Genomic DNA, 25,553 nt, shown 5'->3' on the forward strand with positions numbered 1-25,553 from the left:
AAAAGTATTTTTTTCAGGTATCTCATATACTTGCTAACAACAACACTTTTTTTTGCTTGTAGTGCTAAGAAAAAAGAAACTACAAGAGCGGAGAAAGGAGTGATAGACTTTTCTAAATCTAATTTTGAAACTCATAGTGCTATTGCCCTAAATGGAGAGTGGGAGTTTTACTGGAAACAATACTTGATAGGGAAAGACTTTGAGCAGGCATCTCCCTCTTATGTAGAAGTACCTAATAGCTGGGACAGTTATAAAACTATTTCTGGTGAAGTCCCCACTACGGAAGGATATACCACCTATCGGCTTAGGGTCAAAATTCCTTCTGTGTTTAGAGGTAATGAACTCTTGGCACTCAAATTAGAGTTTATTACTACGAATTATGCCTTGTTCATAGATAATAAACCTATGAATCAGCCAAAAAAATTAGGGACTTCGCCTGAAACCACCGATGGGCATTACGACCCAGAAATATATTTTTTCATCCCTCAAAAAGATACAGTAGAAATCGTTTTTTTTGTGGCTAACTATGCCTATCGACTTGGCGGGCTTACGCAAACTATTTCTTTGGGGAAAGCACAACCTATTAGTACAGAGAGAGAAAGAACCATACTTATCAATTTTTTCTCTATTGGTGTACTTGTCATTATGGGTCTTGCCCACTTGATACTCTTCTTTTTCCGCAGGCGGACTTGGGCTATTCTTTATTTTGCTTCTTACTGTTTTATCATCGCTCTTAGAGCCTTTTTCACTGATGATTACTATTTTACAGATATATTTCCTAACGCTGATTTTGAGGTAGGAAATAAACTTTCTTACCTGACATTTTCAATAGGAATGCCTATGTTTGCAATGTTTGTTAAATCTCTTTATTCTGAGGACTTTTCTTCCTATGTTATCAAAGTTTTACTTTTTTTCAGTGCCATTTTTTCCTTATTAGTACTATTTACTCGAGGCATAGTGTATTCTAATTATCTGATTTACTATCAACTAATTGCTTTTTTATTAATTCTTTATGCACTCTATTTCACTATTCGCATTTTGATAAAGCGTAGAGAGGGGAGCGTTATTTTTGCTTTTGGTATGGCAACCATAATCGTTGCCGCAACAAATGATATTCTTGTAGCAAATGTGGTCATAGATTCCATTAATTTGATGCCCATAGGCTCGTTTATTTTTATTTTTAGTCATACCCTTCTTCTTTCTAAAAACCTTGCTTCTGCTTACAAAAAAGAAGAAACTTTTTCCAAAGAGCTTTTACAAACCAATCAGATGTTAGAAGCCAAAGTGAAAGAAAGGACATCGAGCTTACAAGATATCCAAACTAAATTATTTGAAAATCTTGAGGAGTTAAAATCAAAAATCAACACTGTCAATGTGCAGAATAAGGAAATCAAGGCACAGAATCTTTATATCACTTCCAGTATCAACTATGCCAAAACTATTCAATACAATATTTTAAGTGATTTCAAAGTCATACAATCTCATTTCCCTGATAGTTTTTTGGTTTTCAAGCCCAAAGACATTGTTTCTGGTGATTTTTACTATTTTAATCAAAAAGGAGATAAAATCTTCTTAGCCGCGGTGGACTGCACAGGACACGGCGTACCGGGAGCGTTCATGAGTTTGATTGGTTACAAAATTTTGAACGAAATTATTGATGTCCAGCAAGTTTTTACTCCTTCAGAAATACTGAGAAACTTGCATTTAGGTATCAAAGAAATTTTTAATCAAGAGGCAAATACACATAGAAATGGAATGGACATCGCTTTAGTCATGTTAGATAAAGGAAATAGCACTTTGACTTTTGCGGGAGCCAAAGCTCCGTTGGTATATATCAAAAATGGAAAAATGAACATGATAGAAGGGGAAAATTTTTACATAGGAGGCAATTCTTCCAAGTCAGAGGTAAATTTTTCTCAAAGTACTATCTTTTTCTCAGCCAATGACCAATTTAGTTTCTATCTATTCTCTGATGGCTACCAAGACCAGTTTGGGGGAGAAGAAAATAAGAAACTAATGAAAAAGCATTTTAGGGAACTACTTTTCCAACTTAAAGACTTTCCAATGAAAGAACAGGGCAACTTGCTCCAAGAATGGCACGAAGCATGGAAAGGGAATTTAGCCCAAACAGATGATATTTTAGTGATGGGTTTTCGCTTGTATTAGTATATAGGATATATTAGACTTCTTGCGAAAGTGTTTTTTTATCGCCTCACCCCTGCTTCTCTCCTTCTGAGAGGGGAAGTAGGTACTTTCGCAAGAACAATGGTAAAATTTTACTCGTAATTGTTAGTTTTATTTCTACTCAATATTTTATATCTTTACAAGACTTATTGCATCTTTCAGAAAAAATTACAATGAAACATTACAAAGTTGTAGTATGTCAGGTTTATTTATTAATCTTCTCTCTTGCCTTATTTGCCCAGGACGAAGATTCTACTCAATTAGATAAATCTTTTAAATTTTCAGGGGATATTTCTATAACCAACAATGGGATTTCGCTTATTCCTTCGTTTGCCTTGGGTAAACCTGCATTACTTGCTTTTTTCTCTGCAAAAAAAGGAAGATTCAGCTACGAACCCCAATCTGGATTTAGCTTAGAAGCTAAGCCGTGGTTTACTTCGCATTGGCTACGATATAAACTCGTTCATAGGCAGGTATTTGATTTAGGTATAGGGACTTCTTTTTCTGCTGCTTTTTTTAGTTCAAGTATTGTGAGCAATGGAGTAGTCAGGGAGGCTATCTTAGCAGAACGCTTCATTAACTTAGAAGTCATGCCCGTTTATAAAATTTCTGAAACATCTTCTATCAGCCTAATGTATTGGTATGGATTCAATGTAGGAAAAGAAGCCAATACAGAAAGATTGCACTTCCTGACACTCAACGGCAATTTTTTTAGTATCCCCTTGGGGAAAAACTGGCGGGGCAGGCTTATCCCTCAAGTTTTTTATTTGTTTCAAGATGGGCGAGAAGGCATATATTTTTCTAACACACTCGGCATAGCCCACCGCAAGTTACCTCTTTGGCTGTCTTCGCAAATTAATCAGCCTATCCGCACCAATGTAGAGCCTAATTTGGGCTTTTTGTGGAATATCCTACTAACTTATTCGTTCTAAGCAACTTTTCTAAAATCTATTCACTGACTTGTATATTAGCTTTTTTAGCAAGAGAGGCTTTCCAATACTTTTCCTTGAAGCGATTGAAGAAAATGTAATAAACATCTGCATCGAATAGACGAGAGTCGAAGTAGGCTTGGCGCAAGAAAAATAAGCCAAAAATAGCCAAGATACCATTTGCCATCCAAACCCCAGTCAGTAGCCCTGTTACCCCTTCTTTGGCATATTTTTGCCCTGTAATAGTCAATACATAAAACAGAATAAAAAATACTATAGAAACTAACACAGGTACACCAAAACCTCCCTTTTTAATAATAGCTCCTAAAGGAGCCCCGATAAGAAACATAATAAAACACGCCACCGAAAAAGTAATTTTCTGGTGCATTTCTATACGATATACGCGTGAGTCAGTACGCAGTGTTTCTACTCTTTCTTTGGAGGCTGTGATTAAGTTTTTGATATTGCGTGTCTTATTGATAGCCTTATCATAAAACATAAACATATCTTCGGGGTTTATGACTTTTTTAAATTGAGTATAGTGTTTAGGCAAGGTATCTATACCTCTGGTCAAACTGTCATGGAGTATCGCCCCAAACTGATAATCGTAGTAAGGTTTAGAAATATGCGGTGTATTAGATAAGTAATGAGAGGCTTCCCTGTCCAAAGAATCTGCTACTTTCCTTAGTTCAAACATGGTCATCATTACCCTGTGAGATTTGAAAAGTTCTTCTGGAGTGCGATTCATGCCTAAGGCTTCCAAAGAAAAAACAAATTTAGCTTTTTTAAAATTATCTCTAACGAACTCCCTTTTGTAAGTATTTTCTGTTTGAGGCTCTGAAAAGCGATAACCATTTTGCAGTTCTATCACCAAATAGCTATCATTCAAGATATTATACATTTTCCCTGTATCTGCAATAATTAGGTCAGTATTTCCTCTTCTCGTAGTATGGTCATAAATCATTACGCCGTAAATGCCATTCCCGCCATCTCGGTCTTTGCGTTCTATGCGAATGCGGTAATCTGGTAAGTCATTGTAAAATCCACCTTCTTTGAACTCTAAGGCTGGTTTTTTCTGTCTAATATCATAAATGAGGCTATAAGCACGCAAATTTGCCTCTGGAGCTACGTAATTGTTAGAAAGAAAAGCAACCACAGAAATAAATACTGCATATACGCCCACAGGCAATAAGATACGCAAAAGAGAAATACCTGAACTTTTAATAGCGGTCAGTTCGCTATGCTCTCCCAAATTCCCAAAGCACATCAGCGAAGCTAAGAGCGTAGCTAAAGGAAAAGTCATTTGTGTCAAAGTGAGTGCAAAATAGAAAAATACTCTCAAATAGACATCTAAGCCCAAATCTTTGCCGACCAAATCCTCCAAGTATTGGGAAATGAAAACAGTAAAAAGGATAAATAATACTACAAAAAAAGTAAGAAAAAAGGTAGGAATAAAGGCTTTGGTAACAAGTTTGTCTATTTTGGTAAACACTTTGTATAGTAAATTATAGGTAATCAGACTGATTTTAGTATTTTAAATACAATTTACAAAAATAATGTTTAAGTATTGAAAGCTAATAAGTTGTCAGTTAATTATTCTTAAAAAAAATAATAAAGTCATAAATACAACTCAGGTATTGGCTTTATTTTGTAATTTTGAATGAGTAAAAATCAAAAGTCATAGGATTTGCCTCTACTTTTTCATATTGGATTTTTAGAAATTGCTTGGGTAGATATAATTGATATAGCCTTAGTGAGTGTATTGCTTTTTCAACTTTATAAGTTGGTAAAAGGCACAGTAGCATTGAAAATCTTTATTGGATTTCTGGTTTTATATCTCATTTTTCTTATCGTACAAGCTACACAGATGAAACTGCTGTCCGTCATCTTAGACCAGTTCATGGGGGTAGGCGTATTGGCGGCATTGATTCTTTTTCAGCAAGAAATCCGTTCTTTCCTCTTGCTCTTAGGTAAGTCGGCAGAGTTTCAAGGCTTTGACTTTTTCAAATGGAGTAAAAACAATAAAGAATATGACTTGAAAATTACTCCTATTATAGATGCACTCAAAGTCCTTTCAGATGAATATACAGGCGGTCTTATTGTCATTTCAAAAACCTCTGACCTCAACAATTACGCTGAAACAGGAGATTTGTTAGATGCTGAACTCTCTAAGCGGCTACTGCTTGCCATTTTTAATAAAGAGAGTCCTTTGCACGATGGAGCGGTACTCATCGTAGAAGGACGCATCAAAGCAGCTCGTTGTATCCTACCTGTTTCTCAAAATCCCAATCTCCCCGCTAACATGGGGTTAAGGCATCGCGCCGCTTTAGGTATTTCAGAAGTAACTGACGTATTGGTGTTGGTAGTTTCCGAGCAGACAGGACATATTTCCGTTATTCAGAACGGAAAAATAAGCACCAATCTAATGCTATCAGAAGTAAGGCAAAGAATCAATTTGTATATTTCTGCCGAAATAGAAACTCAGGAAGAGAAAGACAAAAAACCTCTTTCCGAAGAAATCCCTCCTCCCCAAGCTATCAAACATTAGTTTTTGCTTATTGGGTAAGATAATCTTATATCTTTTGATAGCTTTGCATTATTTCCAAAGTCAAAATAAAGAAAATGAAAGATAATTGGTTCAAAATCAAAAATGAGCAAGACTTAGACACTCCTTCACTGCTCATTTTCAAAGAGAAAGTATTGCACAATATCCAAGAAATGTTACATATCGTAGGTATGCCTGATCGCCTCATGCCCCATGTAAAAACCTACAAGATGGTAGAAATAGTACAAATGCAGTTGGCAAGCGGAATCACCAAGTTCAAAGCCTCTACTATCGCTGAGGCAGAGATGACCGCTATGGCAGGAGGCAAGTTCGTACTCATTGCTCATCAGTTAGTAGGTAATAAAATAAACCGCTTATTTCACTTGCAAAAAAAATATCCCGAAGTGCATTTTGCTTCTTTGGTAGATTGCAGAGTAGTTGCTGAGGCTATCAATGCCACTTTTGCCAAAGAAAATAGTTGTGCGTATGTGTTTATTGATGTCAATAATGCTATGGACAGAAGCGGCTTAGAGGTCAATGAAGAATTATTAGCTTTCTACCAAGACTTAGTTTACTCAAAAAAATATCCACACCTGATTTGCGAAGGTTTGCATGTGTACGATGGCAATTTTAGACAAAGTGATTTTGAAGAAAGAAAAAATGAAATAAACAAAGCCTTTGAGCCTGTTAATCAAATCATTGAAAAAATACAAGCTATGGGTTTGCCTACACCTATGGTAGTTTGTGGAGGGACTCCCGCCTTTACGGTTCATGCTTTACGACCACAAGTGTATTGCAGTCCAGGAACTTGCCTCATTTCAGATTGGGGGTATAGTGATTCTCTCCCAGAGCAAGCCTTTGAATGGGCGGGTGTCTTAATGACCAGAGTGATTTCTAAACCTAAACAAGGCTACATTACCTTAGACCTCGGGCACAAAGCCGTTGCCTCAGAAAACCCCTTGACAAAGCGAGTAAAATTCCTTAACTTGGCTGATTACCAATTCGTCTCTCAAAGTGAGGAGCATTTGGTCTTAGAGGTCAAAGACTGGGAAAGTATCTCCATAGGACAAATTCTATACGGGATTCCTTACCATATCTGCCCAACTATCAACTTGTATAACGAGGTATATGTGGTTGAGCATCAAGAAGTAGTCGGCACTTGGCAGGTAATTGCCAGAAATAGAAAAATTACATTGTGATAATACATTAGCATAAAAATATATCCATGAAAGTAGAAATTATCTTATTCGGAATTACCAAAGAAATCATAGGAAAAGATAAGCTAACTCTTGATTTACAAGAAAATAGCAAAGTCATTCAAGTCATGGAAAGACTCTATGTGGACTATCCCAAGCTAAAAAATCTAAAGTCGCTCTTAGTAGCCGTCAATAGCGAATATGCCGAAGATGAGCAGGTACTTAGCGAAAAAGATGAAATAGCCTTGATTCCTCCTGTAAGTGGTGGATAATAGCAGTTCAATAACTTTTCAGCACTTTGACTACTTTTTCCAACATGGCATCATCAAAATCTAAATGTGTTACCATGCGAATACTTTGCTTGCTAAAAGGATTGGCTAATATACCTTGCGCTTTGAGCCAAGCACTGAAATCAGCAGGAGAAAGATTATCAATAAGTTGGAAAATGACAATATTGGTGTAAACAGGAACTACCTGAGCTATATAAGGAAGTTCTGCCAAAGTTTCGGCTAATGTTTTGGCTCTTCGGTGGTCATCGGCTAACCTTTCTATATGATTATCAAGAGCATAGATAGCTGCCGCCGCTAAATAACCTGCCTGCCTCATGCCTCCCCCAAATAGCTTGCGGACTCTTTTGGCTTTTTTGATGTGTTCCTCTGTTCCTAACAAAGCAGAACCTACGGGCGCGCCCAATCCTTTGGAAAAGCATACAGAAATCGTGTCAAAGTATTTTCCATGTACTTCAGCCTTCTCACTCGTAGCTACCAAAGCATTAAAGATACGCGCTCCGTCCAAGTGCATTTTTAAGCCTTTTTCTTTGCTCAATTTACTAATAGCTTCTATTTCAATAGCATTATAATAACAACCTCCACCTTTGTTCACTGTATTTTCTAAGGCAACCAAGGCAGTAGGAGGAAAATGAATATCGTCAGGATTAATATTTTCTAATACATCTTCTGGCGTAAACTTTCCATAAGAAGAATGAATCAAACGTACCGAAGCATGAGAATTTGCCATGATTCCCCCCGCTTCATAGTTATAAATGTGTGCCATGCGGTCGCAAATGACTTCCTCTTGTGGTTGGGTCAGAATGCGAATAGCAATTTGGTTGGTCATCGTTCCAGATGGGCAGAAAAGTGCAGCTTCTTTACCAAATAAATTAGCCACTTTTTGCTCTAAGGCATTCACGCTGGGGTCTTCCCCGTAAACATCGTCGCCTACTTCCGCATGAAACATCGCTTCTAACATTGCTGGCGTAGGCTTGGTAACAGTATCACTTCTTAAGTCTATAAAACGCATCGAGTCTAATCGTTTAAGTTATACTCACCTCTGGCAGGTTTTGTAAACCTGCCAGAGGTAAAAGATTGATAATAATACTTTTTTACTCAAAATAAATTCACAAACTAATTTTGCTTGGGTATATTTTGTAATTCTACCTACAAGATTAAACTTTTTAAAAGAAAATAACAAAATCTACTGCAAAGTAAGTCATTAGTAATGGTTTTATCCATTATTTTTGGGCATCAAATTCTCAACCTTATAACTTAAAATTTTACATGGTCATTACTTTTGGTGAAATGATGATGCGACTTTCTCCTCCTGATTTCCAACGTTTTGAGCAAGCCAACACTTTGGAAATTATCTTTGGAGGGTGTGAGTCCAACGTGGCAGTAGCTTTGGCGAATTGGGAGATGCCCGCCTCGCATGTTACTCGCTTCCCTTCCAATCCTTTGGGGAAGGCAGCAAAACAATTTTTAGATAAAAACGGAGTTCATACCTCTTTCATTCAGCTACAAGGGGAAAGATTGGGCTTGTATTTTCTGGAAAATGGGGTAGCCATGCGTGCAGGACGCATTGTGTATGACAGATACCATTCCGCTTTTGCAGAAATAGAAGTAGGTGCATTTGACTGGGAGCAGATTTTTGAAAGTGCCAAATGGTTTCACTGGTCAGGCATTACTCCTGCACTTTCAGAAAACTGTGCTAAAGAATGTTTAAGAGCCTTAGAAGTAGCTAAGCAGAAAAATGTCTTTGTTTCTGCGGATATTTACTATCGCTCCAATCTTTGGAAATACGGCAAAAAGCCCCAAGAGGTCATGCCTGAACTGGTGCAGTACTGTGATTTGGTGCTGGCAAATGAGCAAAACTTAGAGGAGATTTTTGGAATAAAAATGGAAAAAACAGCCAATCCTTTTGTGAGTTCAGCAAGTAAAATGATAGAAAAGTACCCTAAAATCAAAAAAGTAGTAGATACAGAACGCATTTCTATCAGTGCCTCTCACAACCAAATCAAAGCAAAGATGTTTAACGGCAAAGATTTTTTAGAAACAGAGTATCAAGAAATCAATCCTATAGTAGATAGAATCGGTGGAGGCGATGCTTTTATGGCAGGATTGATTTATGGTTTGCTTAGCTATCAAGATGACCAAAAAGCTCTGGATTTTGGGATATGTGCTTCCGCATTGAAGCATACCATAGAGGGAGATACTAACTTAGCTACTGTAGCAGAGATAGAAAACTTGATGCGTGGAGATGCCTCTGGAAGATTAAAAAGGTAAACGCAAAGACCCATAGCTTGTCATTTGAAGTCCTTGCGTTCCTTTACTATTGCATCCACCTAAAAACTTGCTGCAAAGTTATATTTGATACTGAAAATAAGCCTAAAAATCGGATTAGAAAAGCATTAGAAGTTTCTTAGACCTTTATAAACTGTATGAAAGCATATATAGTCGCATTACTCTTTCCGCAGTATGCTCCAAAAGCATATCTGCTTGGTTCATAGCATCTTGCAAGCTCATAGGTCTATCAACAATAGCAAATAAGCCATCAAAGCCATGTTGATAAAGTATGTGATGCTCTTTTCCAAGTGTCCCCGCAATACCTATTACAGGTAAGTGGTATTGCTTAGCCAATTTAGCCACTCCCCAAGGCACTTTCCCAAAAACAGTTTGAAAGTCCATAGCTCCCTCTCCAGTAATTACTAAGTCGCGGTTTTGAGGAGAAAATTTCTTAATAACATGCTCTAATTGCGTGATTCCTAAGACTACTTCTACCCCTTTTTGCATTTTTGCTTGCAGAAAAGCCATAAGACCATATCCCAAACCTCCTGCTGCGCCTGTGCCTTGTTGATGTTGTAAACCTTTTAGATTCGGAAAAGTATTTTCTACTAAACCAGCAAAATAAGTCAAATTTTCTTCTAAAATCTGTACCGCTTCTGGGTCTGCTCCCTTTTGTGGAGCAAAAACAGCAGAAGCTCCCTTTTCTCCAAGTAAGGGATTGGTAACATCACAAGCCACAATAAATTCGATATGCGCTGGTTTATGAAAATTTGAAACCTCTATTTTTTTGATTTCTTTCAAATTACCTCCACATACCTGTATTTCTTTTCCATTTTCATCTAAAAATTGTACCCCTAAGGCTTGTAGCATACCCGCACCAGCATCATTTGTTGCACTTCCGCCTATACATACAACTATTGTAGCTGGGGAAGCACCAGATAAATTTTGCCAAGCGTTTTGAATCAGTTGTCCTGTACCGAAGGTGCTGGTTTTAAGCGGATTGCGTTCCTCTAAGGCAAGCAAGGGCAAGCCAGAAGCCGTTGCCATTTCTATAATTGCTGTATTTTCTTGCTCTAAAATGGCGTAAGAAGCTAAGATTTCCTTGCCAAGTGGGTTTTTAGCTTGGATAGCAACTTTTCTTCCTTTTTTCGCTTCAAGGATTGCATCTATCGTTCCCTCTCCCCCATCTGCCATAGGTATTTTAAAAATCTCTGCCGAGGGACAGACTTTGAGTATGCCTCTTTCTATGCTATTAGCTACCTCTTGGGCAGAAAGCGAACCTTTGAAGCTATCAGGAGCAATGAGAATTTTCATGGTAGGCTTATATTCTTCAGCTCAGTCTTCTGGTAACTTCCTCTAAAACTAAATCCTCCCAAATATGCTCTATATGAGGGAGTTGCATAATCTCGCTCATGATTGCATCTTGTTTTTTACCTTTGGCTAAGGCTTCGGAGTATCGAGTTTCAGGGCTAAAAGTTACCATGCTGTAAAGTGGAGTCCATTTCTCAGGATAGAGTTCATACATTTTTGCCTCTATTTTTTTTCTAAGCAAAAACTTCTCATCAGCTACTAAGTCCCTCATTTCTACAAAGTTGTTCAATGCCAACTCTGCAATCGCATTGGCGTCTGGAATACGTTTTTCTTGGTATTCTTGCAAACTGATTTCCCAGTTGTCTAAGTGCTTGTCCAAAATTTCATTGAGTACATAGCAATCTTCAAAACCAGCATTCATGCCTTGCCCGTAAAAAGGCACGATAGCATGGGCGGCATCTCCTATCAAAGCCACTCCAGAGCGATATACCCAAGGCTGACTCTTGACCATGACCAAAGAGGAAGTAGGATTAGTAAAAAATTCCTCTACAAGATTTGGTAAAACCGAGAAAGCATCAGGAAAAGTTGCTTTGAAAAAGTCGGTAACGTCTTGTGAAGATTTTAACGTAGCAAAAGAAGGTTTGCCCTCATAAGGAAAAAACAAAGTACAAGTAAAACTTCCGTCTATGTTAGGCAAAGCTATCAACATAAAACTCTTTCGAGGCCAGATATGGAGTGCATTTTTATCTAAGGCATGACTTCCGTCTGGCAGAGAAGGGATGGTAAGTTCCTTGTATCCATATTCTAAGTAGGTCTGAGCATAATTGAACCTGTCTGTTTTTTGCATTGCCAGCCTGACCGCAGAAAAAGCCCCGTCAGCCCCAAATATTATATCTGCACTGATTTGGCTTTTTTCTTGACTTTCAGTATCTTGTAGATAAATTACTTTTTTTTCTAAGTCTAAATCTTCACAACGCTGATGAAAATAAAACTTTACTTTTTCTTCTTTCTCGGCATAATCAATAAGTTCAATGTTTAATAAAGCCCTTGATACCGAGTAAATTGCTTGCCCTTCTTTGCCGTATGGTTGGAAAGTGAGATGTCCCTGCAAGTCGTGAATCATTCGCCCGTGCATAGGAATAGCAATTTTTTTGATTTTCTCTGCAATACCTACTTTTTCCAAAGCCCTCCATCCTCTATCGCTCAAAGCCAAGTTGATAGAACGACCTCCCACGTACCCTTTGTGGCGAGGGTCGTCTCTTCGCTCATACACTTCCACTTGATATCCTCTTTTAGACAAAAAAATAGATAAAAGTGAACCTACTAAACCTGCTCCAAGGATAGCTACTTTTTTCATACCAAAGCGTGTTATTTTTTATTTTCAAAATCTAATTTGATGGGAATTTCTACATCTATGCTTTTTTGGATACTATTGGTAATCCTTTTACGCAATAACCAAAAAACAAAAAACAAAGATAAATAAAACAAGCCAATGATAAAAAAACCATAGAAAGCACTCCCTAACAGCGTATCTAAGTAGAATGCAAACGCCAGACTTACAAAAAGTATGGTAAACGAGCCAAGAATTATCATCAGCACAGCCTTCATCATTTTAGCAATCAGACGCACCATGACCTCCTTAGCTTCCAACTTGGCTATTTCCAAATTGACTTCTATGTATTTGATGATATTATCTAACATGAAAAATACGAAACTTTACGATTAATTGTCAAAGGTATAAAAAAATTGTACTACCTATCGTACAAGTTAAAAGAAATAATAGTGTCCAAATTCTAAATATTCTATTTGCTCATTTCAAAATAATATCTCATATTTGCAACATTGTTGCATTTTTTATAACTATGAAAAAGCTAACTATTTTATTTTCAAGTGCTTTAATTTTTTCTCTGACACATGCTTTGTGTTGTATCCTTCCCTATCTTATTTGGGGCTTAGGACTTATGGGTTTACCTTTCTATATGAGTTTTTTACTGCCCCTTCAACCTTATTGGATAGTTTTGCAAGTAATTGTAATGATTTATACTATACATAGAATTCGTCTGAGATATAAACACCATCAAAGAAAAACTAAAATAGGAATTGGTGTGTTGGTGGTATTACACATTTTACTGCTTATTTTTCTGCATTTTCAACACGCTCAAGCAGAAAAGAAAAACCATTTCGGGAAAAAAATTATTCAAAACATTAGATAATTGATAATTAATAATTGATAATTAATAATTGAATTTTTACTTATATGAAACAACAGACCTACTTTCCAATCGCATTATTTGCCTTACTACTTCTTTTTTCCTGCAATGGAAAAGATGAAAAGTCAGAAGCCTTGCTCAAAGAAGCAGTAAAATGGCACAATGAAGCAATGGCTATTCACAAAGAATTGATGCCCAAAATGAAAGCCCTCGAGGAGTTAAAAGCCAAGCTGACTGCACAGAAGGATTCTTTAGCTGGTAAAGATGAAAATGCTATCAGCCAATTAGATGCTAAGATTATGAACTTGGAGAATATCTCTAAGGGAATGAAAGAATGGATGGAAAACATAGTGGAAGTCCCTCATGACGAGGAGCATCACCATCATCACGAAGGTGATGCACATGACCACGACCACTCACGCGAACATGAGGCAAAAATAGACCTCACCCCAGAACAAATGCTTGAGATTCAAAAAGAAATGAAAGCCAATATCCTACAAATCCAAGAAAAGATAAAAGCAGTTTTAGAGCAAAAGTAACAAATTAAAATTTGTTAAATACAAGCTTTTTATTGCAACAATATTGCAAAAAAATTTATGTTTGCAATATTGTTGCATTTTTATTCTAACCATTAAATCTTAAATCAAAAATTTATGAAACTCAATCGTACTCTACTTTTATTATTCTTGGTATTAGCGATTGGTTTTTCTTCTTGTAAGAAGAAAGAGGAAGACCCCAAAGGCGATAATGAAAGCGAATTGATAACTACCGTAAAATTGAAATTTACAGAAGGAGGCACGGTTCGTACTTTTACTTTTAGGGATTTAGACGGGGCAGGCGGCAATGCTCCTGTCATAGATAATATCATTTTGAATAATGGCAGAACTTACACTATGGAAATAGAGGTACTTGACGAGTCCAATCCTGCCAAAGCAGTGGACATCACAAAAGAAATATCAGAAGAAGCAGACGAGCATCAGTTTTTCTTTACAGGCTCGGCAGTCGCTAACTTATTGACCATTACATACGACGATAGGGACAGAAACAATAGACCTGTGGGCTTAAAAAATCGCATAGCTACAAGAAGCACAGGAACAGGACAACTTACTGTTACACTTAGGCATGAACTAAATAAGGCGGCAAGTGGAGTTGCTAATGGACAAATAGCCAACGCAGGCGGAGAAACAGACATAGAAGTTACTTTTAACGTAACCGTCCAATAAAATTTTATAAAAGTTTTGATTTTTCTAAGGGTACTTGTATGTTTGCATTACAAGTACCTTTTCTTTCTCCCACATTCTTACATACAATTCTAAGCAACAATTATTTACATTCTTATATCATTTATGAAGGCAGTTCAGATAATAGAGCTATTGGCAAGTCCCTATAAGGAAAAAATATCGTCCCAAAACTCAACTACTAATTCAGAAAGTAGCAAGGATTTTTCTATGATTGAGGGTATTCCTATTTTTTTAGTAGGGGATACTCAGCAAAACTTTTATGAGGAATTTTACCAAAGCCAAGCTGAACCATGGGCGTATAGTGGGCGCGCTGCGGAGGTGCTAAGACATGAGTACGTAGCCGAGCAGGTAAAAAATATTTACCAAGAAAAAGGTAGGAAATTGACTATCTTGGACTTAGGCTGTAGCCTTGGACATATTACCGAAAGACTACACCCTTACGGAGAAACTATCGTAGGTTTAGATATTTCGCTGACTGCCGTAGCCAAAGCCAAAAAACGCTGTGAGGAAGTAGTCAAAGGGAAGGACAATCCTTATCAGTTCATCGTGGCAAGTTGCTTAGAGTTGCCTTTTCAGGAAAATACTTTTGATGTGGTAATTGCCTCTGACGGCATTTGGGGCTGGTTTGTAGAAGATACAGAGAAAAGCAAAAAAGCAGTAGCGGAAATTTATAAGGTATTGAAAGACAGTGGTATAGTTATTCATACGGATTATCTACACCCTCGCAAGTTTGCCAAGTTTGTCCAATTAACCATGTCTGCCCCTTTCCAACTTATCAAAGAAGAACCAATGTATGACAGACTTTGGTATCGCTTAGAATCATGGACTAAATCTTTACAGGGTTTTACTTGGATAAAAAAATTGCTCGCTAATGTGGGATTTGCCAAAAAACTACGCACCCTTGCCCGCCTGTTTGGTCGCAATTATTCCAAACACATTAGCGTAATTGCTAAAAAGTAATCATTGATAATTCAAACAATTCATTGTCAGTGATTTAACTAATCCTCGTAATAGTAACCAAAAATAATACCCATTTCATCTTCGCTGGTCAAGCCGAAGCTAACTATTCTGCTGGTGGTATTGTTGTAAGTAATTTCAGAAGTTAGCCCTTCCCCAACGTTTAGAACTATGGGCGTAGGATAGTTGATGATGTCGGGATGTTCCCAGTCAGTAGAGGTATAGACAATCTCGCCGTTGCGCGCTCCTCCTGCGATTTTGATGACAAACTTTTCTCCCAGCTTGTGCATGTGCGAGGTAAGAGCAACTATACGAGTCCTCTTATTTACTCTAAATGTACGAGTTATAGTCGTTCTTTGATTGGGAGGAAGATTGATACTATTATTGCCCCAATTAATTACTTTGACTTTGTGTTTGACTGTAGAGGCAGGCACGGTATATAGGTTAATACTGACCTCACCGGGAATAGGCGCACTCGTCTTATTAACATAATGCGAGTTCATATCAAAAGCAAAATTAGCTGGGATTTCTAAGGCTGTTCCTTCAGGGAAAGTATAATTGTGGTAGGGAGTTTGTGCTCCAGCCCAAAATATATGATAACCCATAGATACCACTGTATTGATATTCAGATTTCCGTTAGGGTAGCGTAAATCTCTAATAACATCAAACTGAGGTATTAGGGAAGCAGGAGTATTTTCATTAAAACCATACAAAATGAAATGATGGCTACCAGTTCGCATTTTGATTTCTACCTTATTGACCAAGAGAGGTAATGAGTTTCCTACTTTTCTATACATAAAAAGTTCTCTTTCAAAGTTAGGAGCAACCTCAAAAAGAGGCAGACTCATTTGCAGACCCTGCCCCACAGGAGGCGGAGCTAATGCCTCAAATTTAGCATAAGTAACAGAACTATCTTCTAATACTTTTTCATCTACTACACTGCCTTTCTCAGGTGCCCCAGCCTCTATCCAACGGCGTATAAACTCTATCTGTCCATTAGTCAAAGGTCTGCTACCCAAAGGCATAGGACTGCCATAATTTTTTTTGCTATGATGCTCAGAAGGATTTTGCTGGAGTTTGTGAAAGAGAAAACTTTGGTCTGATTTAAAGGGTTTTACTCGCAGCAGCCCGTCAGCTTTGGCATCGGTATTGGTAGGAAGTGCATTGACCAAGTTAGTAAAAGCAACAGATTTTTCCAAGACTAATCCGTGCTGTCTGAAACTGCCATCGTTTTTAGAGGCATGACAGCCACTTGTAGCACAGCCTTTATCAAAAATTTGGCTTTGAATAATTTGGAAAGAATCCATTTTTTGCTCTCTCAAGTTTAGCTTGCAGGCATGTACCCCTAAAAGCATAGCCGCACTAACTATCAATAAAGTGATATGCAATAGCTTTATTTTCATGTAATTAATCAATTTTCTAAGTTTTTACAAAATCTTGAACCCAACGATGAGTTGCAAAGAGATGACTCTCTGGTCTTTCTGGTCTATTTTGAGTGCATCTATAGTCTGTCCTGGTGTATAGCCTTCATATAAAGAGGTCAGATTTTGCTGTATGCGTATATCTACACTCCATCTTTCTAAAAAGTCTAAACCTATGCCTCCTTGCAAAGCGGCTTGGAGTGTATTTACTTGACTTTTAATGTCTTGCTCCGAAGAGATTGTTCCTGCTTCATACTGCTGTTTAGCATTGAGAATAGTACCTATTAGCCCTCCTCCCTTGATGCGCAAGCCTAAATCATCACCAAGCGGGAAGGTATAGCCTATGGAAAGTGGGAACTCTAAATTGGTCAGTGTAATATTTTTGATATAATTAATTGGAGTTCCTATGCCAGAGTTAAACTGATAAGAATATTTGCCACCTGTTTGTGAGATAGTTAGTTCAGGCTGTATGAATAACCCTTCTATCAGATTGATTCTCCCCCATAGCCCAGCTACATAGCCAATTTTAATGCTTTCACTGCTTGCTTGTATTTGGCTGGTACTGGTAGGCAGGTTTCCTATCCAAGAACCATTAACAACAGCCTTAATTCCCAGATTAAAAAATTGCTGTCTTTGCCCGCGTCTTTGGGCAAGAGAAAAAGAAGAAAATACTAATAATAAGATAATTATGGTAAAAAGTTTTCTCATATCCTATAACATTGTAAAAAAGAAATTTTAATCTCAAAAACATATGCAAGATACAAATTTGACTGAAATTAAAAAATAAAAAGCAACCCTAATTTTACTTATATGTCTATCTTGTACTTTTTTAAGAGAAAAAAGTATTTTTTTGGGGGAAAGAGTGGAGTTTTATGAAAACTTGGCACTTTTTTTATTTTTAATTATATTGCTGTGAATTTTTAAAAATATAATTTATTTGGTCTTTGTACCAACTTTACCCCAAGAGAAAACACAGCATGTTTTTTTATCTAACCAAATACGTTCGCGAAATCTTGATAAAGCTACCTCCATATACTCATTTGATAGTAGCCTTATTCTTTTTGCTGTTTACTGTGTTGCTAAGTGCAGTAGATTTTGATTTTTTTGCCTCCTCCCCCGACAGCTATGCCCAAGAAGTTTCAGCAAATTTACGTCGTGAGTTTGACATTGCACATAGTTCTCTTACTGATTTCAAATCGCAGCTCGCTGCCCAGCCTCTTGCGCTTGGTTTCTTTGATAAACTTACTTACAGAGGAAAATATCCTATTTTCATTTATAGAAATGACGAAATTATCTATTGGACTGACCATAAGTATGCTATAGACCCAGAAAATCTCACAGGAAAGTTTGCAGAGTTTGTTATAGAGTCGGGCAATGGAGTGTATGCAGTGATTAAAGAGCATGAACGAATCGCAGGAGAAAGGGTTTCTTTGGTAGTAGTGATCCCTATCTATCAACGATATAAAATTGATAATCAGTACTTAAAAAAGACTAATCTCAATCCTGATATTTTCCCTGATGACAAGGTTTCCATAAGTATTAGCTATTTAGAAGGCAAGCCTATCAAATCAGGCGATGGGAGGTATTTGTTTTCTATTGTATTCCCTGAAAATTATAGCTATGCTGTTTTCTTATCGCAAAAAGATTTATTGCTCATTTGCATTGCGCTCACTATCCTATTTGCCTTGTTGCAGATAAGGGGCAATCTCTTGGAATATATACAGCATCAAAAAATTTGGGAAGGTTTAGTATGGTTGATGGTTTCTCTGTCAAGTATTCGCCTTCTTATGTTATTATTTAACTTTCCTTCAGGCTTAACTAAGCACGACCTTTTTAACGCCAAAATATATGCTTCTTCTATTATAGCCCCTTCTTTGGGAGATTTGTTTTTAAATATTTTATTTCTGTTTGTTATCTCGGGTTACATTTATCTCTACCATCACCAGCTATTCAACTACCGTATTTACTCTCATTATACCTTAGCAAAAAAAATAGCGATTGCCATTATTTTTACTCTGGGAACTATCGGGGTGCTACATTTACAATATGTTACGCTGGAAACCATTTATTTCAACTCCCAAATTCGCTTAGATATTACTTCCAACTTAACTTATGATATTTTAAAGGTTACTTGCTTGCTCATTTTTGTCATGAGTTCCTTTATCTATTTCTTTATCTCCCATGTAAGCTCTCATCTCCTTTTGGCTATCAATTTTTCACAAAAGCAGATATTAGTAAGCATAATTTTAGCCTCATTGATTTATCTGATAACCAGCCTATTTCTGAAAAATTTTAGCTATGTAGTTTTATTGCTCAACGCCTTTTATTTGTCAGCTATTACCTTTTTGAAATTTTTTAGAAATATCCGCTTGTCCAGCTACTTCACCTACATCTACTTATTTTTTATTGCGCTTACTTCTGCCCTTTTGGGGGCTTACTCCAATTATATTTTTGAGGGTAGAATGGATATTGCCAAAAAGGAAAAATTTGCAAATCGTATCCTCATAGGCAATGACAAATTAGGTGAGTTTTTGCTCAGTGAGGCAGTAAAAAAAATACAAGAAGACCAAATTATCTCTACTCGCATGCTGTCTTCTCTCGCTCCGATAGATTTAGTTGTGCAAAAAATCAAGCGACAACACTTGGCAGATAGCTATTTTGACAAGTATGACCTTAACATTTTACTTTTTAATAGCAATGGACAACCTTACAATTATGATTTGCCTTATGACTCGCTTTGGATTAAATACAATGTAGAAAAATACCGAACTGAAGACCCTCATACTTTTTTTATCAATGACCTGCCTGCCAATGCCAAACGATACCTGTCTTTCATTAGTATTAAACGAAAAGACATGGAGATAGGCAAAATTATTTTGGATTTGAAATCAAAAAAAGTAGTGCCTAACAATGTATATCCAAGATTATTCTTGGACAGGAGGTTTGCTAATTATTACGAAGAGGAAAACCTAAGTTATGCTATTTATAAAAACGGCAAATTATGGGATAGTTTTGGAAGTTTTAGTTATGACAATAGTTTTTTAAATGAATTTAAAGACCAAGACCCTGAAAGCGAATTAGTGATTAATAATCATAGGCATTTTTTGGTCAGAGGGAGCGACGAAAGGCAAGTGATAGTAACCTCTACGATTTATCCGTTGAAAAATATTATTTCTAATTTTTCATTCCTGTTCTTGCTGCTTTTGCTTTTTAAAGTACCTTTGGCTTTGCTTTACGAGTGGTGTTATCGTCATTCTGACTTACATTTTAGCTTTTCTTCTCGTATCCAACTCTATTTGAATATTGCTTTCTTCTTACCTTTACTAATTGTTAGCGTATTGATTATCAGCATTTTAAACTCAGATAATAAAAGTACTATTCAGGAAGAGTACATCAAAGTAGCAGAGAACGTAGCCGTCAATCTCTCGAGAGAGGTAGAAGAATACCAAAAAAATATTATCCTAAGAGAGCAACTGCTCAATAAACTAAGTGAATTGGCTCGCTTTACCCAGACAGAAATTAGTTTATTTGGGAAAAAAGGGAAATTGATTGGGGCAAGTAATCCTACTATTTATGAGAACAATCTGCTAAGCGAACTGATTAATCCTGCAGCATTGACGCAGATTTTGCAAGAGCATCAAAGCAGAGTTATGCTCACAGAGTCAATTGGCTCATTGGAGTATAACTCTGTCTATGCAAGTATCAAAAGTGCTGAGGGAGAATTGCTTGGTATCATTGGTTTGCCTTTTTTTGAATCTCAAAGAAAGTCAGAGGAACAGATTATTAATATCCTATCCACCATTCTCAATGTATTTACGTTTACATTTTTAGGTTTATTAGTCCTTTCTTATTTTGCTTCTCAAGTGCTTACAGAACCCTTGCGTATGATTACGCAGCGATTGAAGGGTACAAACTTAAATATTCACAACGAACCTCTTGACTACAAGTCTGATGATGAAATTGGCTTACTCGTAGGGGCTTACAACAAAATGTTGGTGCAATTAGAGGAAAGCAAAGAGGCACTATCAAAAAGTGAAAAAGAATCTGCTTGGCGCGAAATGGCAAAGCAAGTTGCACACGAAATCAAGAATCCGCTTACGCCTATGAAACTGACTTTACAGCACATCAAGCGGGTCATTGGCGAGGAGAACCCAAGACTGAATATGTCTTTGGAAACTTTATTGACGCAGATAGACATTCTTAGTGATATTGCCACCTCATTTTCTTCTTTTGCCAATATGCCTATCCCTAAAAATGAAGAATTTGAAATTACGGAAGTACTAAAGCAAACCGTAGATTTGTATGAAAACGATGGGGGAAATGCCAAGATACTGCTCAATATGATAGAGGGCAAATACTATGTCAATGGGGACAAGCAACTGATGGGTAGGATACTGACTAACCTAATCATTAATGGAATCCAAGCAGTCCCTAACACGCGAACTCCAGAAATTGTTATCTTTTTTAGACTTTCAGGTACGCACAATGTATTGATAGAAATAGCAGATAACGGCATTGGAATTGCAGAAAGCATCAGACATAAAGTATTTTTGCCAAATTTTAGCACTAAGTTTACAGGCTCAGGCATAGGCTTGGCATTAGCCAAAAGAGGTATAGAACATGCTGACGGTAAAATTTGGTTTGAAACAGAGGAAGGCGAAGGTACGTCCTTTTTCATAGAACTACCGCTTATACGTTACCAAGCCTCAGAAAAAGAAGAATTTAAACTTGTACTACAATGAACTTACTGACGCATCACCCCTTAGAAGGACTTTTAGACAATAAGCCCAAAGTATATTTTTTTCTATTTTTATGCTTTACTGTGCTATTGGAAGTGGTGCTGACCTTATCAGGTACTAATCTCAAAACTGCGGCAGCTCCTTTGGGCATTATCTCTTATGAGCTTGCCTTTGATATAGAAAAAGCACAGTTCATCGTAAACTCTTGGGATAAAAGTGCCTCTATTTCTGCCTCTTTCAATATTGGTTTTGACTATCTATTCTTAGTTTTGTATTCTACAACCATCGCCTTTGCATGCGTCTGGTTGGCTAATTTGGCAGGGAACGTTAAATTTGCTAAAATTGCATATCTGATAGCTTGGCTACAATGGCTTGCTGCTTTTTTAGATGCCGTAGAAAATACAGCCTTGTATTTTTTCTTGCAATCTCCTACCCAAGCCTTTCTCCCCCCTATTGCCTTTTGGTGTGCTATATGTAAGTTTTTGTTAGTAGGTATGGGCTTGCTCTGTTCTTTATTGGGCTTAGGTTTTCTGCTTTATAAGAAACTTAAAAGCTAAAAATCCTTCATTTCAATGCGGTTTTTTCTTTTTGAAAAATTAACTTTGTATAGACAAAAAAGCTTTTACATAGAAATACAAACCTTATTTACTCTTATATTACAAACTTATATGGCTGATAATCAAAATAAACCAATAAGCTACTCTCGCACTGTGATTACTGAACTCATGCTTCCTACGCACCCCAATATAGATGGCAAAATGCTTGGAGACGTATTGCTAAACTTGATGAATAAAGCGGCTTTTACCTGTGCTACTCGCCATGCTAACAACTTTTGCGTAACTGTTTCAGTAGATGATGTAGAATTTACCCAGCCAATAGAAGTGGGAGATTTCGTTAGTTTTAAAGCCTCAGTGAATTATGTAGGCAACTCCTCGATGATTATAGGAGTAAGGATAGAGGCAGAAAGTCTGAAAACAGGAGTAATCAAACACACTGGCTCTGGTTACTTTACTATGGTTGCCAAAGATGAATATGGAAGACCTACCCAGGCACCGGGCGTGGTGCTTGAGAATGAAGATGACATCAGACGCTTTTTAGCTGCAATGATTCGCAAAGAAGCCAAATTGCTCAGTAAAGTACAAATGAGCGATAAAATCAAGAAAATCAACGTATTTGAGGATATAAAAAAACTCAAAAAAGAGCGTTGTGAAATAGGCTTTGAGTGGTGAAATAGGTCATCTCAATTTTCCTGTATCAAAAATACTCTGCTCCACCACTAAGCCACTTTCTATGATGCCCTGTCCCAAACAGTTCCTTGAACGGTCTTGGCAGTAAACAACCCTGTCTGATTTCCTGTAAATCAGCCCTATCCCTTTGGCATATACCTCAGTGCGAAAATCCTTGTTTACCAAATTGGAATCTCTATTTTGTATTACAGTTACCGTTTCATCATAATTTTTGAAATCGAAACGGTAGCTTTTTCCCAAATCACGCATCAGATACATTTCTCTACCTAAGTCATTAAAGGTATTTCCGTCCCACGTCTTTCCCTCTGCCAAAGGAAAGACCAATTTGAGAAAAGGCTTATTCTCCTCAGTGCGTACTGCCCCGCTTGCATCTAAGCGTGCTGTCCACACGTTCCTAATTTGCCAGTTTTGCCTACCGTTTTCCCTGATATAGCGTACTATGCGGTAGCTTTGTCCTCCTGTTTCATCTGTAAAAGCATTTTCTACAACTTCGCGGAGTTGGTAAGTAAAAATTCGTGGAGGCTGATTCAGGGCATATTGAGTTTCTTTGACATTATAAGATACAAAATGCCCAATATCTAAAATAAAGTAGTCCCTGCCAAAGGTCATATCTCTTGGGGCAATCTTGTCCGTATCACAAGCCCAGAGAATTAAAATGATTAATATTATAAAAAGTATTGATTTACAGTATTTTAGATTCTTCATAATAAGATGGTAAAAGAAATTGATGCTATGCTATTTATTTATTAAAAACTATACCATAATGCAAATTTACCTAAAAAGTAAGATAAAATTTATCCTGTTTTGATTTTAGTCCCAGCAGGCGATATTTATGAAAACTAAAAAAATTAATGAATAAATATTTTGCTTATTTTGAATGAATTACTAACTTTCAAAAAAAAATTACATTGTAATTTGCAGTAATACAGATTTTTGTAAGTAAAATTAGATAAAAAACAACTTAAACCCTTTCATAAAATATGAGTAATGTGCAGGCTTTTTTGAATGCTCGCCAAGTATTTAGGGTAGGTGTAGCAAACGAAGGCTCTCGTAATAGATATGATGTTTCCTTTCCACGCCCTACAGGAGGGGTCGGAACAGCTACTTTCAGAGATAACGTGCCGAGTTCTTTTGCCGTCTATAAAGAGGGTATTTCTTATGCAGGCTCGCCTACCGCAAGCATTGAGAACTTACCAGCCCAAGCCTTTACCGCAGCGGGTCTGAATGCCACCTTGACCAAAGCACTTCGCTTGGTTTCTTCTCATGAGGCAAAATTTGACGGAATTAATAGTTATGATAGAGCTATTTTTTCTTTTGGGTTTATTCAGTTTGCAGGTGGTTCAGTTTCGGCGGGGCAGTTACCCAATATGATGCTACTTTTTAAAACTAAGCAACCCCAAATGTTTCATCAGCTTTTTGGACAGTACGGCATAGATGTAGTAGCGGGTTCACCACGCCCAGATGTAAGAATTTGGACGGAAAACGGTACACAAGTCAGCGGTGATGATGCTTGGCTCTATGTAATGAGAAATAAGCAACTTACTACTGCTTTCATTGCCGCAGGAAATAGCCCTATTTGCATGGCAATTCAGATAGAGCAAGCGGCAGTAGGCTATGTGTTCCCTGCTTTGAAAATGCCCTTAGACTTGGGAGCATTGGGTAGAATACCTGCAAGTTCTATTTTGCGGTCTGAGGCGGGAAACATCGCTTTGATAGACCGCACTATCAACATGGGAGCAGGAGGGGCAGGTAGGCTTTTCAAAGAAGCCATAGACACGCTCGCTCCTAACGGTTCTTTGGCACAGATACAAAACCTGAGCGACCAGCGAATTTTACAACAAGTAGTTTCTATTGGGCAGGCGCGCAACGATAAGCGTATCGTAGATAGAATTAACAGTATTCTCAACGGGGGCTACAGTTTTGCAAAGTAAACAATCATCTCACTTATTTTTTATTAAAAATTGTAATTAATCATTTATGGTCATTGAAAATCATACAATTGAAAATATAACCCAAGCAAGAAAGGCATTTCAGATAGGAAAAGAAGAAAAGTTAGGGTATAACGAATATACAGCTACTTTCCCTAAGCCTAATGGAGAGATTACTACCATTATGTTCAGGGACAACGTACCAAGTCCACACATGACTTATATTGACGGGATAGTATATACGGGTACGTTTATGCCCAAAGATATACAAGAGGGTTCGCTGCCTCATGTGGCTATCTCACCTACTTTGGCTAAGGCACTCCAATACGTGTACGCAGAGGAGGGCTGTTTTGATGCAGTCAATAGCTATGACAAAGGCATTTTTTCCTTCGGATTCATTCAGTTTTCTGGGGGAATGGGTGGAAGTTTAAATGATTTTATGTTGCTTTTAAAACTTAAATACCCTGATACTTTCTATGAACGCTTCGAGAGATACGGTATAGATGTAGAGGAAGGCACCCCCAGAGCAGTAGTTTCTGTATTGGACGCAGAAGAATATAAAGTAGTTTCAGGTGATGCGGCATGGATGCACATTATGCAGAACAAGCAACTTACCACTGTTTTTATAGCCGCAGGACACGACATGAACGTAGTTTCTACACAAATAGAGTACATCATGTATGCCTACATGAACCCCGCCCTCAACTCCTTGATAGACTTGGAAATAGCAGGTGAAAACTACTATAATGTGCCTTTGCACTCTATTATCAATTCAGAAATGGGGGTAGTAGCCATGATAGACCTTACTATCGTGATGTGGGTAAGAAAAATGAGTGCTTTATTCAAGCAAGCCATCGAGGAGGTAGCCAGAGAATTTGGCTTGTCTTCGCTGGAAGATGTTAAAAATATAGATGAGAGAAGTGTCATTCAAAAAATTATCAGCTACGAGGACTCCAAAGCATTGACAGATAGAAGATTAAATAAAGTACTAAGTAGTGGAATGAGTTTTGAAAAAAATACTTTGTAACAAACCCGCTCCGACTGCAAATATAACTCAAAGTAATTAGCGTTTTAACTTAGTAGGTTT

The 25,553-nt window shown here is 37.3% G+C and carries 23 protein-coding genes; 15 read left to right on the forward strand and 8 right to left on the reverse strand.

What is annotated here, in order from left to right; all coding sequences use genetic code 11:
- Positions 1-30: 30 nt before the first annotated feature.
- Together BM141_RS16355 and BM141_RS16360 are read left to right on the forward strand one after the other, a co-directional pair.
- The gene (locus BM141_RS16355) at positions 31-2,166 is read left to right on the forward strand and encodes a PP2C family protein-serine/threonine phosphatase (RefSeq protein WP_177217418.1); all 2,136 of its coding nucleotides are present in this window, start codon (positions 31-33) and stop codon (positions 2,164-2,166) included.
- A gap of 191 nt (positions 2,167-2,357) precedes the next feature.
- Positions 2,358-3,116 (forward strand): hypothetical protein, encoded by a 759-nt coding sequence (locus BM141_RS16360; RefSeq protein WP_091548544.1) that lies wholly within the window; start codon positions 2,358-2,360, stop codon positions 3,114-3,116.
- 16 nt (positions 3,117-3,132) lie between these two features.
- On the opposite strand, the gene BM141_RS16365 is transcribed toward BM141_RS16360, so the two are convergent.
- Positions 3,133-4,605, reverse strand: a complete 1,473-nt coding sequence (locus tag BM141_RS16365) for an LptF/LptG family permease (protein ID WP_177217419.1) — start codon at positions 4,603-4,605, stop codon at positions 3,133-3,135.
- Between the two features lie 195 nt (positions 4,606-4,800).
- Between BM141_RS16365 and cdaA the strand changes: the two genes are divergently transcribed.
- The 3 genes from cdaA (at position 4,801) to moaD (ending at position 7,126) form a co-directional block, all read left to right on the forward strand.
- Positions 4,801-5,661, forward strand: coding sequence for a diadenylate cyclase CdaA (gene cdaA / locus BM141_RS16370; RefSeq protein ID WP_091548546.1), 861 nt, complete (start codon positions 4,801-4,803; stop codon positions 5,659-5,661).
- 74 nt (positions 5,662-5,735) lie between these two features.
- Positions 5,736-6,857: a D-TA family PLP-dependent enzyme gene (locus BM141_RS16375; protein WP_091548547.1), complete on the forward strand. Its 1,122-nt coding sequence runs from the start codon at positions 5,736-5,738 to the stop codon at positions 6,855-6,857.
- A 26-nt stretch (positions 6,858-6,883) separates the two neighbouring features.
- Positions 6,884-7,126: a molybdopterin converting factor subunit 1 gene (moaD, locus tag BM141_RS16380; protein ID WP_091548548.1), complete on the forward strand. Its 243-nt coding sequence runs from the start codon at positions 6,884-6,886 to the stop codon at positions 7,124-7,126.
- Between the two features lie 7 nt (positions 7,127-7,133).
- Here moaD and ltaE read toward each other — a convergent pair whose 3' ends face one another.
- Positions 7,134-8,153 carry a low-specificity L-threonine aldolase gene (gene ltaE / locus BM141_RS16385; protein ID WP_091548549.1) on the reverse strand — a complete coding sequence of 340 codons (1,020 nt, stop codon included), beginning with the start codon at positions 8,151-8,153 and terminating at the stop codon, positions 7,134-7,136.
- A gap of 257 nt (positions 8,154-8,410) precedes the next feature.
- On the opposite strand from ltaE, the gene BM141_RS16390 reads away from it, so the two are divergent.
- Positions 8,411-9,412: a sugar kinase gene (locus tag BM141_RS16390; RefSeq protein ID WP_091548550.1), complete on the forward strand. Its 1,002-nt coding sequence runs from the start codon at positions 8,411-8,413 to the stop codon at positions 9,410-9,412.
- Between the two features lie 144 nt (positions 9,413-9,556).
- On the opposite strand, the gene BM141_RS16395 is transcribed toward BM141_RS16390, so the two are convergent.
- The 3 genes from BM141_RS16395 to BM141_RS16405 are packed head-to-tail and all read right to left on the reverse strand — an operon-like array spanning position 9,557 to position 12,424.
- Positions 9,557-10,726, reverse strand: coding sequence for a glycerate kinase (locus tag BM141_RS16395; RefSeq protein WP_091548551.1), 1,170 nt, complete (start codon positions 10,724-10,726; stop codon positions 9,557-9,559).
- Between the two features lie 16 nt (positions 10,727-10,742).
- Positions 10,743-12,080, reverse strand: a complete 1,338-nt coding sequence (locus BM141_RS16400; RefSeq protein WP_091548552.1) for an FAD-dependent oxidoreductase — start codon at positions 12,078-12,080, stop codon at positions 10,743-10,745.
- Positions 12,081-12,091: 11 nt separating this feature from the next.
- On the reverse strand, positions 12,092-12,424 hold the full coding sequence (locus tag BM141_RS16405; protein WP_091548553.1) for a phage holin family protein: 333 nt from the start codon (positions 12,422-12,424) through the stop codon (positions 12,092-12,094).
- 161 nt (positions 12,425-12,585) lie between these two features.
- On the opposite strand from BM141_RS16405, the gene BM141_RS16410 reads away from it, so the two are divergent.
- The 4 genes from BM141_RS16410 (at position 12,586) to BM141_RS16425 (ending at position 15,134) form a co-directional block, all read left to right on the forward strand.
- Positions 12,586-12,936, forward strand: a complete 351-nt coding sequence (locus BM141_RS16410; protein ID WP_091548554.1) for a hypothetical protein — start codon at positions 12,586-12,588, stop codon at positions 12,934-12,936.
- Between the two features lie 44 nt (positions 12,937-12,980).
- Entirely contained in the window at positions 12,981-13,472 is a 492-nt protein-coding gene (locus BM141_RS16415) for a hypothetical protein (RefSeq protein ID WP_091548555.1), read from the forward strand.
- A gap of 114 nt (positions 13,473-13,586) precedes the next feature.
- The gene (locus BM141_RS16420) at positions 13,587-14,156 is read left to right on the forward strand and encodes a hypothetical protein (protein ID WP_091548556.1); all 570 of its coding nucleotides are present in this window, start codon (positions 13,587-13,589) and stop codon (positions 14,154-14,156) included.
- A 123-nt stretch (positions 14,157-14,279) separates the two neighbouring features.
- The gene (locus tag BM141_RS16425; protein WP_091548557.1) at positions 14,280-15,134 is read left to right on the forward strand and encodes a class I SAM-dependent methyltransferase; all 855 of its coding nucleotides are present in this window, start codon (positions 14,280-14,282) and stop codon (positions 15,132-15,134) included.
- Positions 15,135-15,172: 38 nt separating this feature from the next.
- On the opposite strand, the gene BM141_RS16430 is transcribed toward BM141_RS16425, so the two are convergent.
- Positions 15,173-16,534 carry a monooxygenase gene (locus tag BM141_RS16430; RefSeq protein ID WP_091548558.1) on the reverse strand — a complete coding sequence of 454 codons (1,362 nt, stop codon included), beginning with the start codon at positions 16,532-16,534 and terminating at the stop codon, positions 15,173-15,175.
- A gap of 24 nt (positions 16,535-16,558) precedes the next feature.
- Positions 16,559-17,260, reverse strand: coding sequence for a porin family protein (locus BM141_RS16435; RefSeq protein ID WP_091548559.1), 702 nt, complete (start codon positions 17,258-17,260; stop codon positions 16,559-16,561).
- Positions 17,261-17,529: 269 nt separating this feature from the next.
- Here BM141_RS16435 and BM141_RS16440 point away from each other — a divergent pair, with 269 nt between their 5' ends.
- The 3 genes from BM141_RS16440 (at position 17,530) to BM141_RS16450 (ending at position 22,520) form a co-directional block, all read left to right on the forward strand.
- Positions 17,530-21,294, forward strand: coding sequence for a sensor histidine kinase (locus BM141_RS16440; protein ID WP_091548560.1), 3,765 nt, complete (start codon positions 17,530-17,532; stop codon positions 21,292-21,294).
- Entirely contained in the window at positions 21,291-21,848 is a 558-nt protein-coding gene (locus tag BM141_RS16445) for a hypothetical protein (RefSeq protein ID WP_091548561.1), read from the forward strand. Before BM141_RS16440 ends, BM141_RS16445 begins: the two co-directional genes overlap by 4 nt.
- A 111-nt stretch (positions 21,849-21,959) precedes the next feature.
- Positions 21,960-22,520, forward strand: coding sequence for an acyl-CoA thioesterase (locus BM141_RS16450; RefSeq protein WP_091548574.1), 561 nt, complete (start codon positions 21,960-21,962; stop codon positions 22,518-22,520).
- Positions 22,521-22,526: 6 nt separating this feature from the next.
- On the opposite strand, the gene BM141_RS16455 is transcribed toward BM141_RS16450, so the two are convergent.
- A complete protein-coding gene (locus BM141_RS16455; RefSeq protein ID WP_143090962.1) occupies positions 22,527-23,243 on the reverse strand; it encodes a hypothetical protein in 717 nt (238 codons plus the stop codon).
- A gap of 275 nt (positions 23,244-23,518) precedes the next feature.
- Between BM141_RS16455 and BM141_RS16460 the strand changes: the two genes are divergently transcribed.
- Complete coding sequence (locus tag BM141_RS16460) at positions 23,519-24,469, forward strand: hypothetical protein (RefSeq protein ID WP_091548563.1); 951 nt, start codon at positions 23,519-23,521, stop codon at positions 24,467-24,469.
- Positions 24,470-24,515: 46 nt separating this feature from the next.
- Entirely contained in the window at positions 24,516-25,493 is a 978-nt protein-coding gene (locus BM141_RS16465) for a hypothetical protein (protein WP_091548564.1), read from the forward strand.
- Positions 25,494-25,553 lie beyond the last annotated feature (60 nt).

The organism is Thermoflexibacter ruber (assembly GCF_900113045.1).
Taxonomy (GTDB): domain Bacteria; phylum Bacteroidota; class Bacteroidia; order Cytophagales; family Thermoflexibacteraceae; genus Thermoflexibacter; species Thermoflexibacter ruber.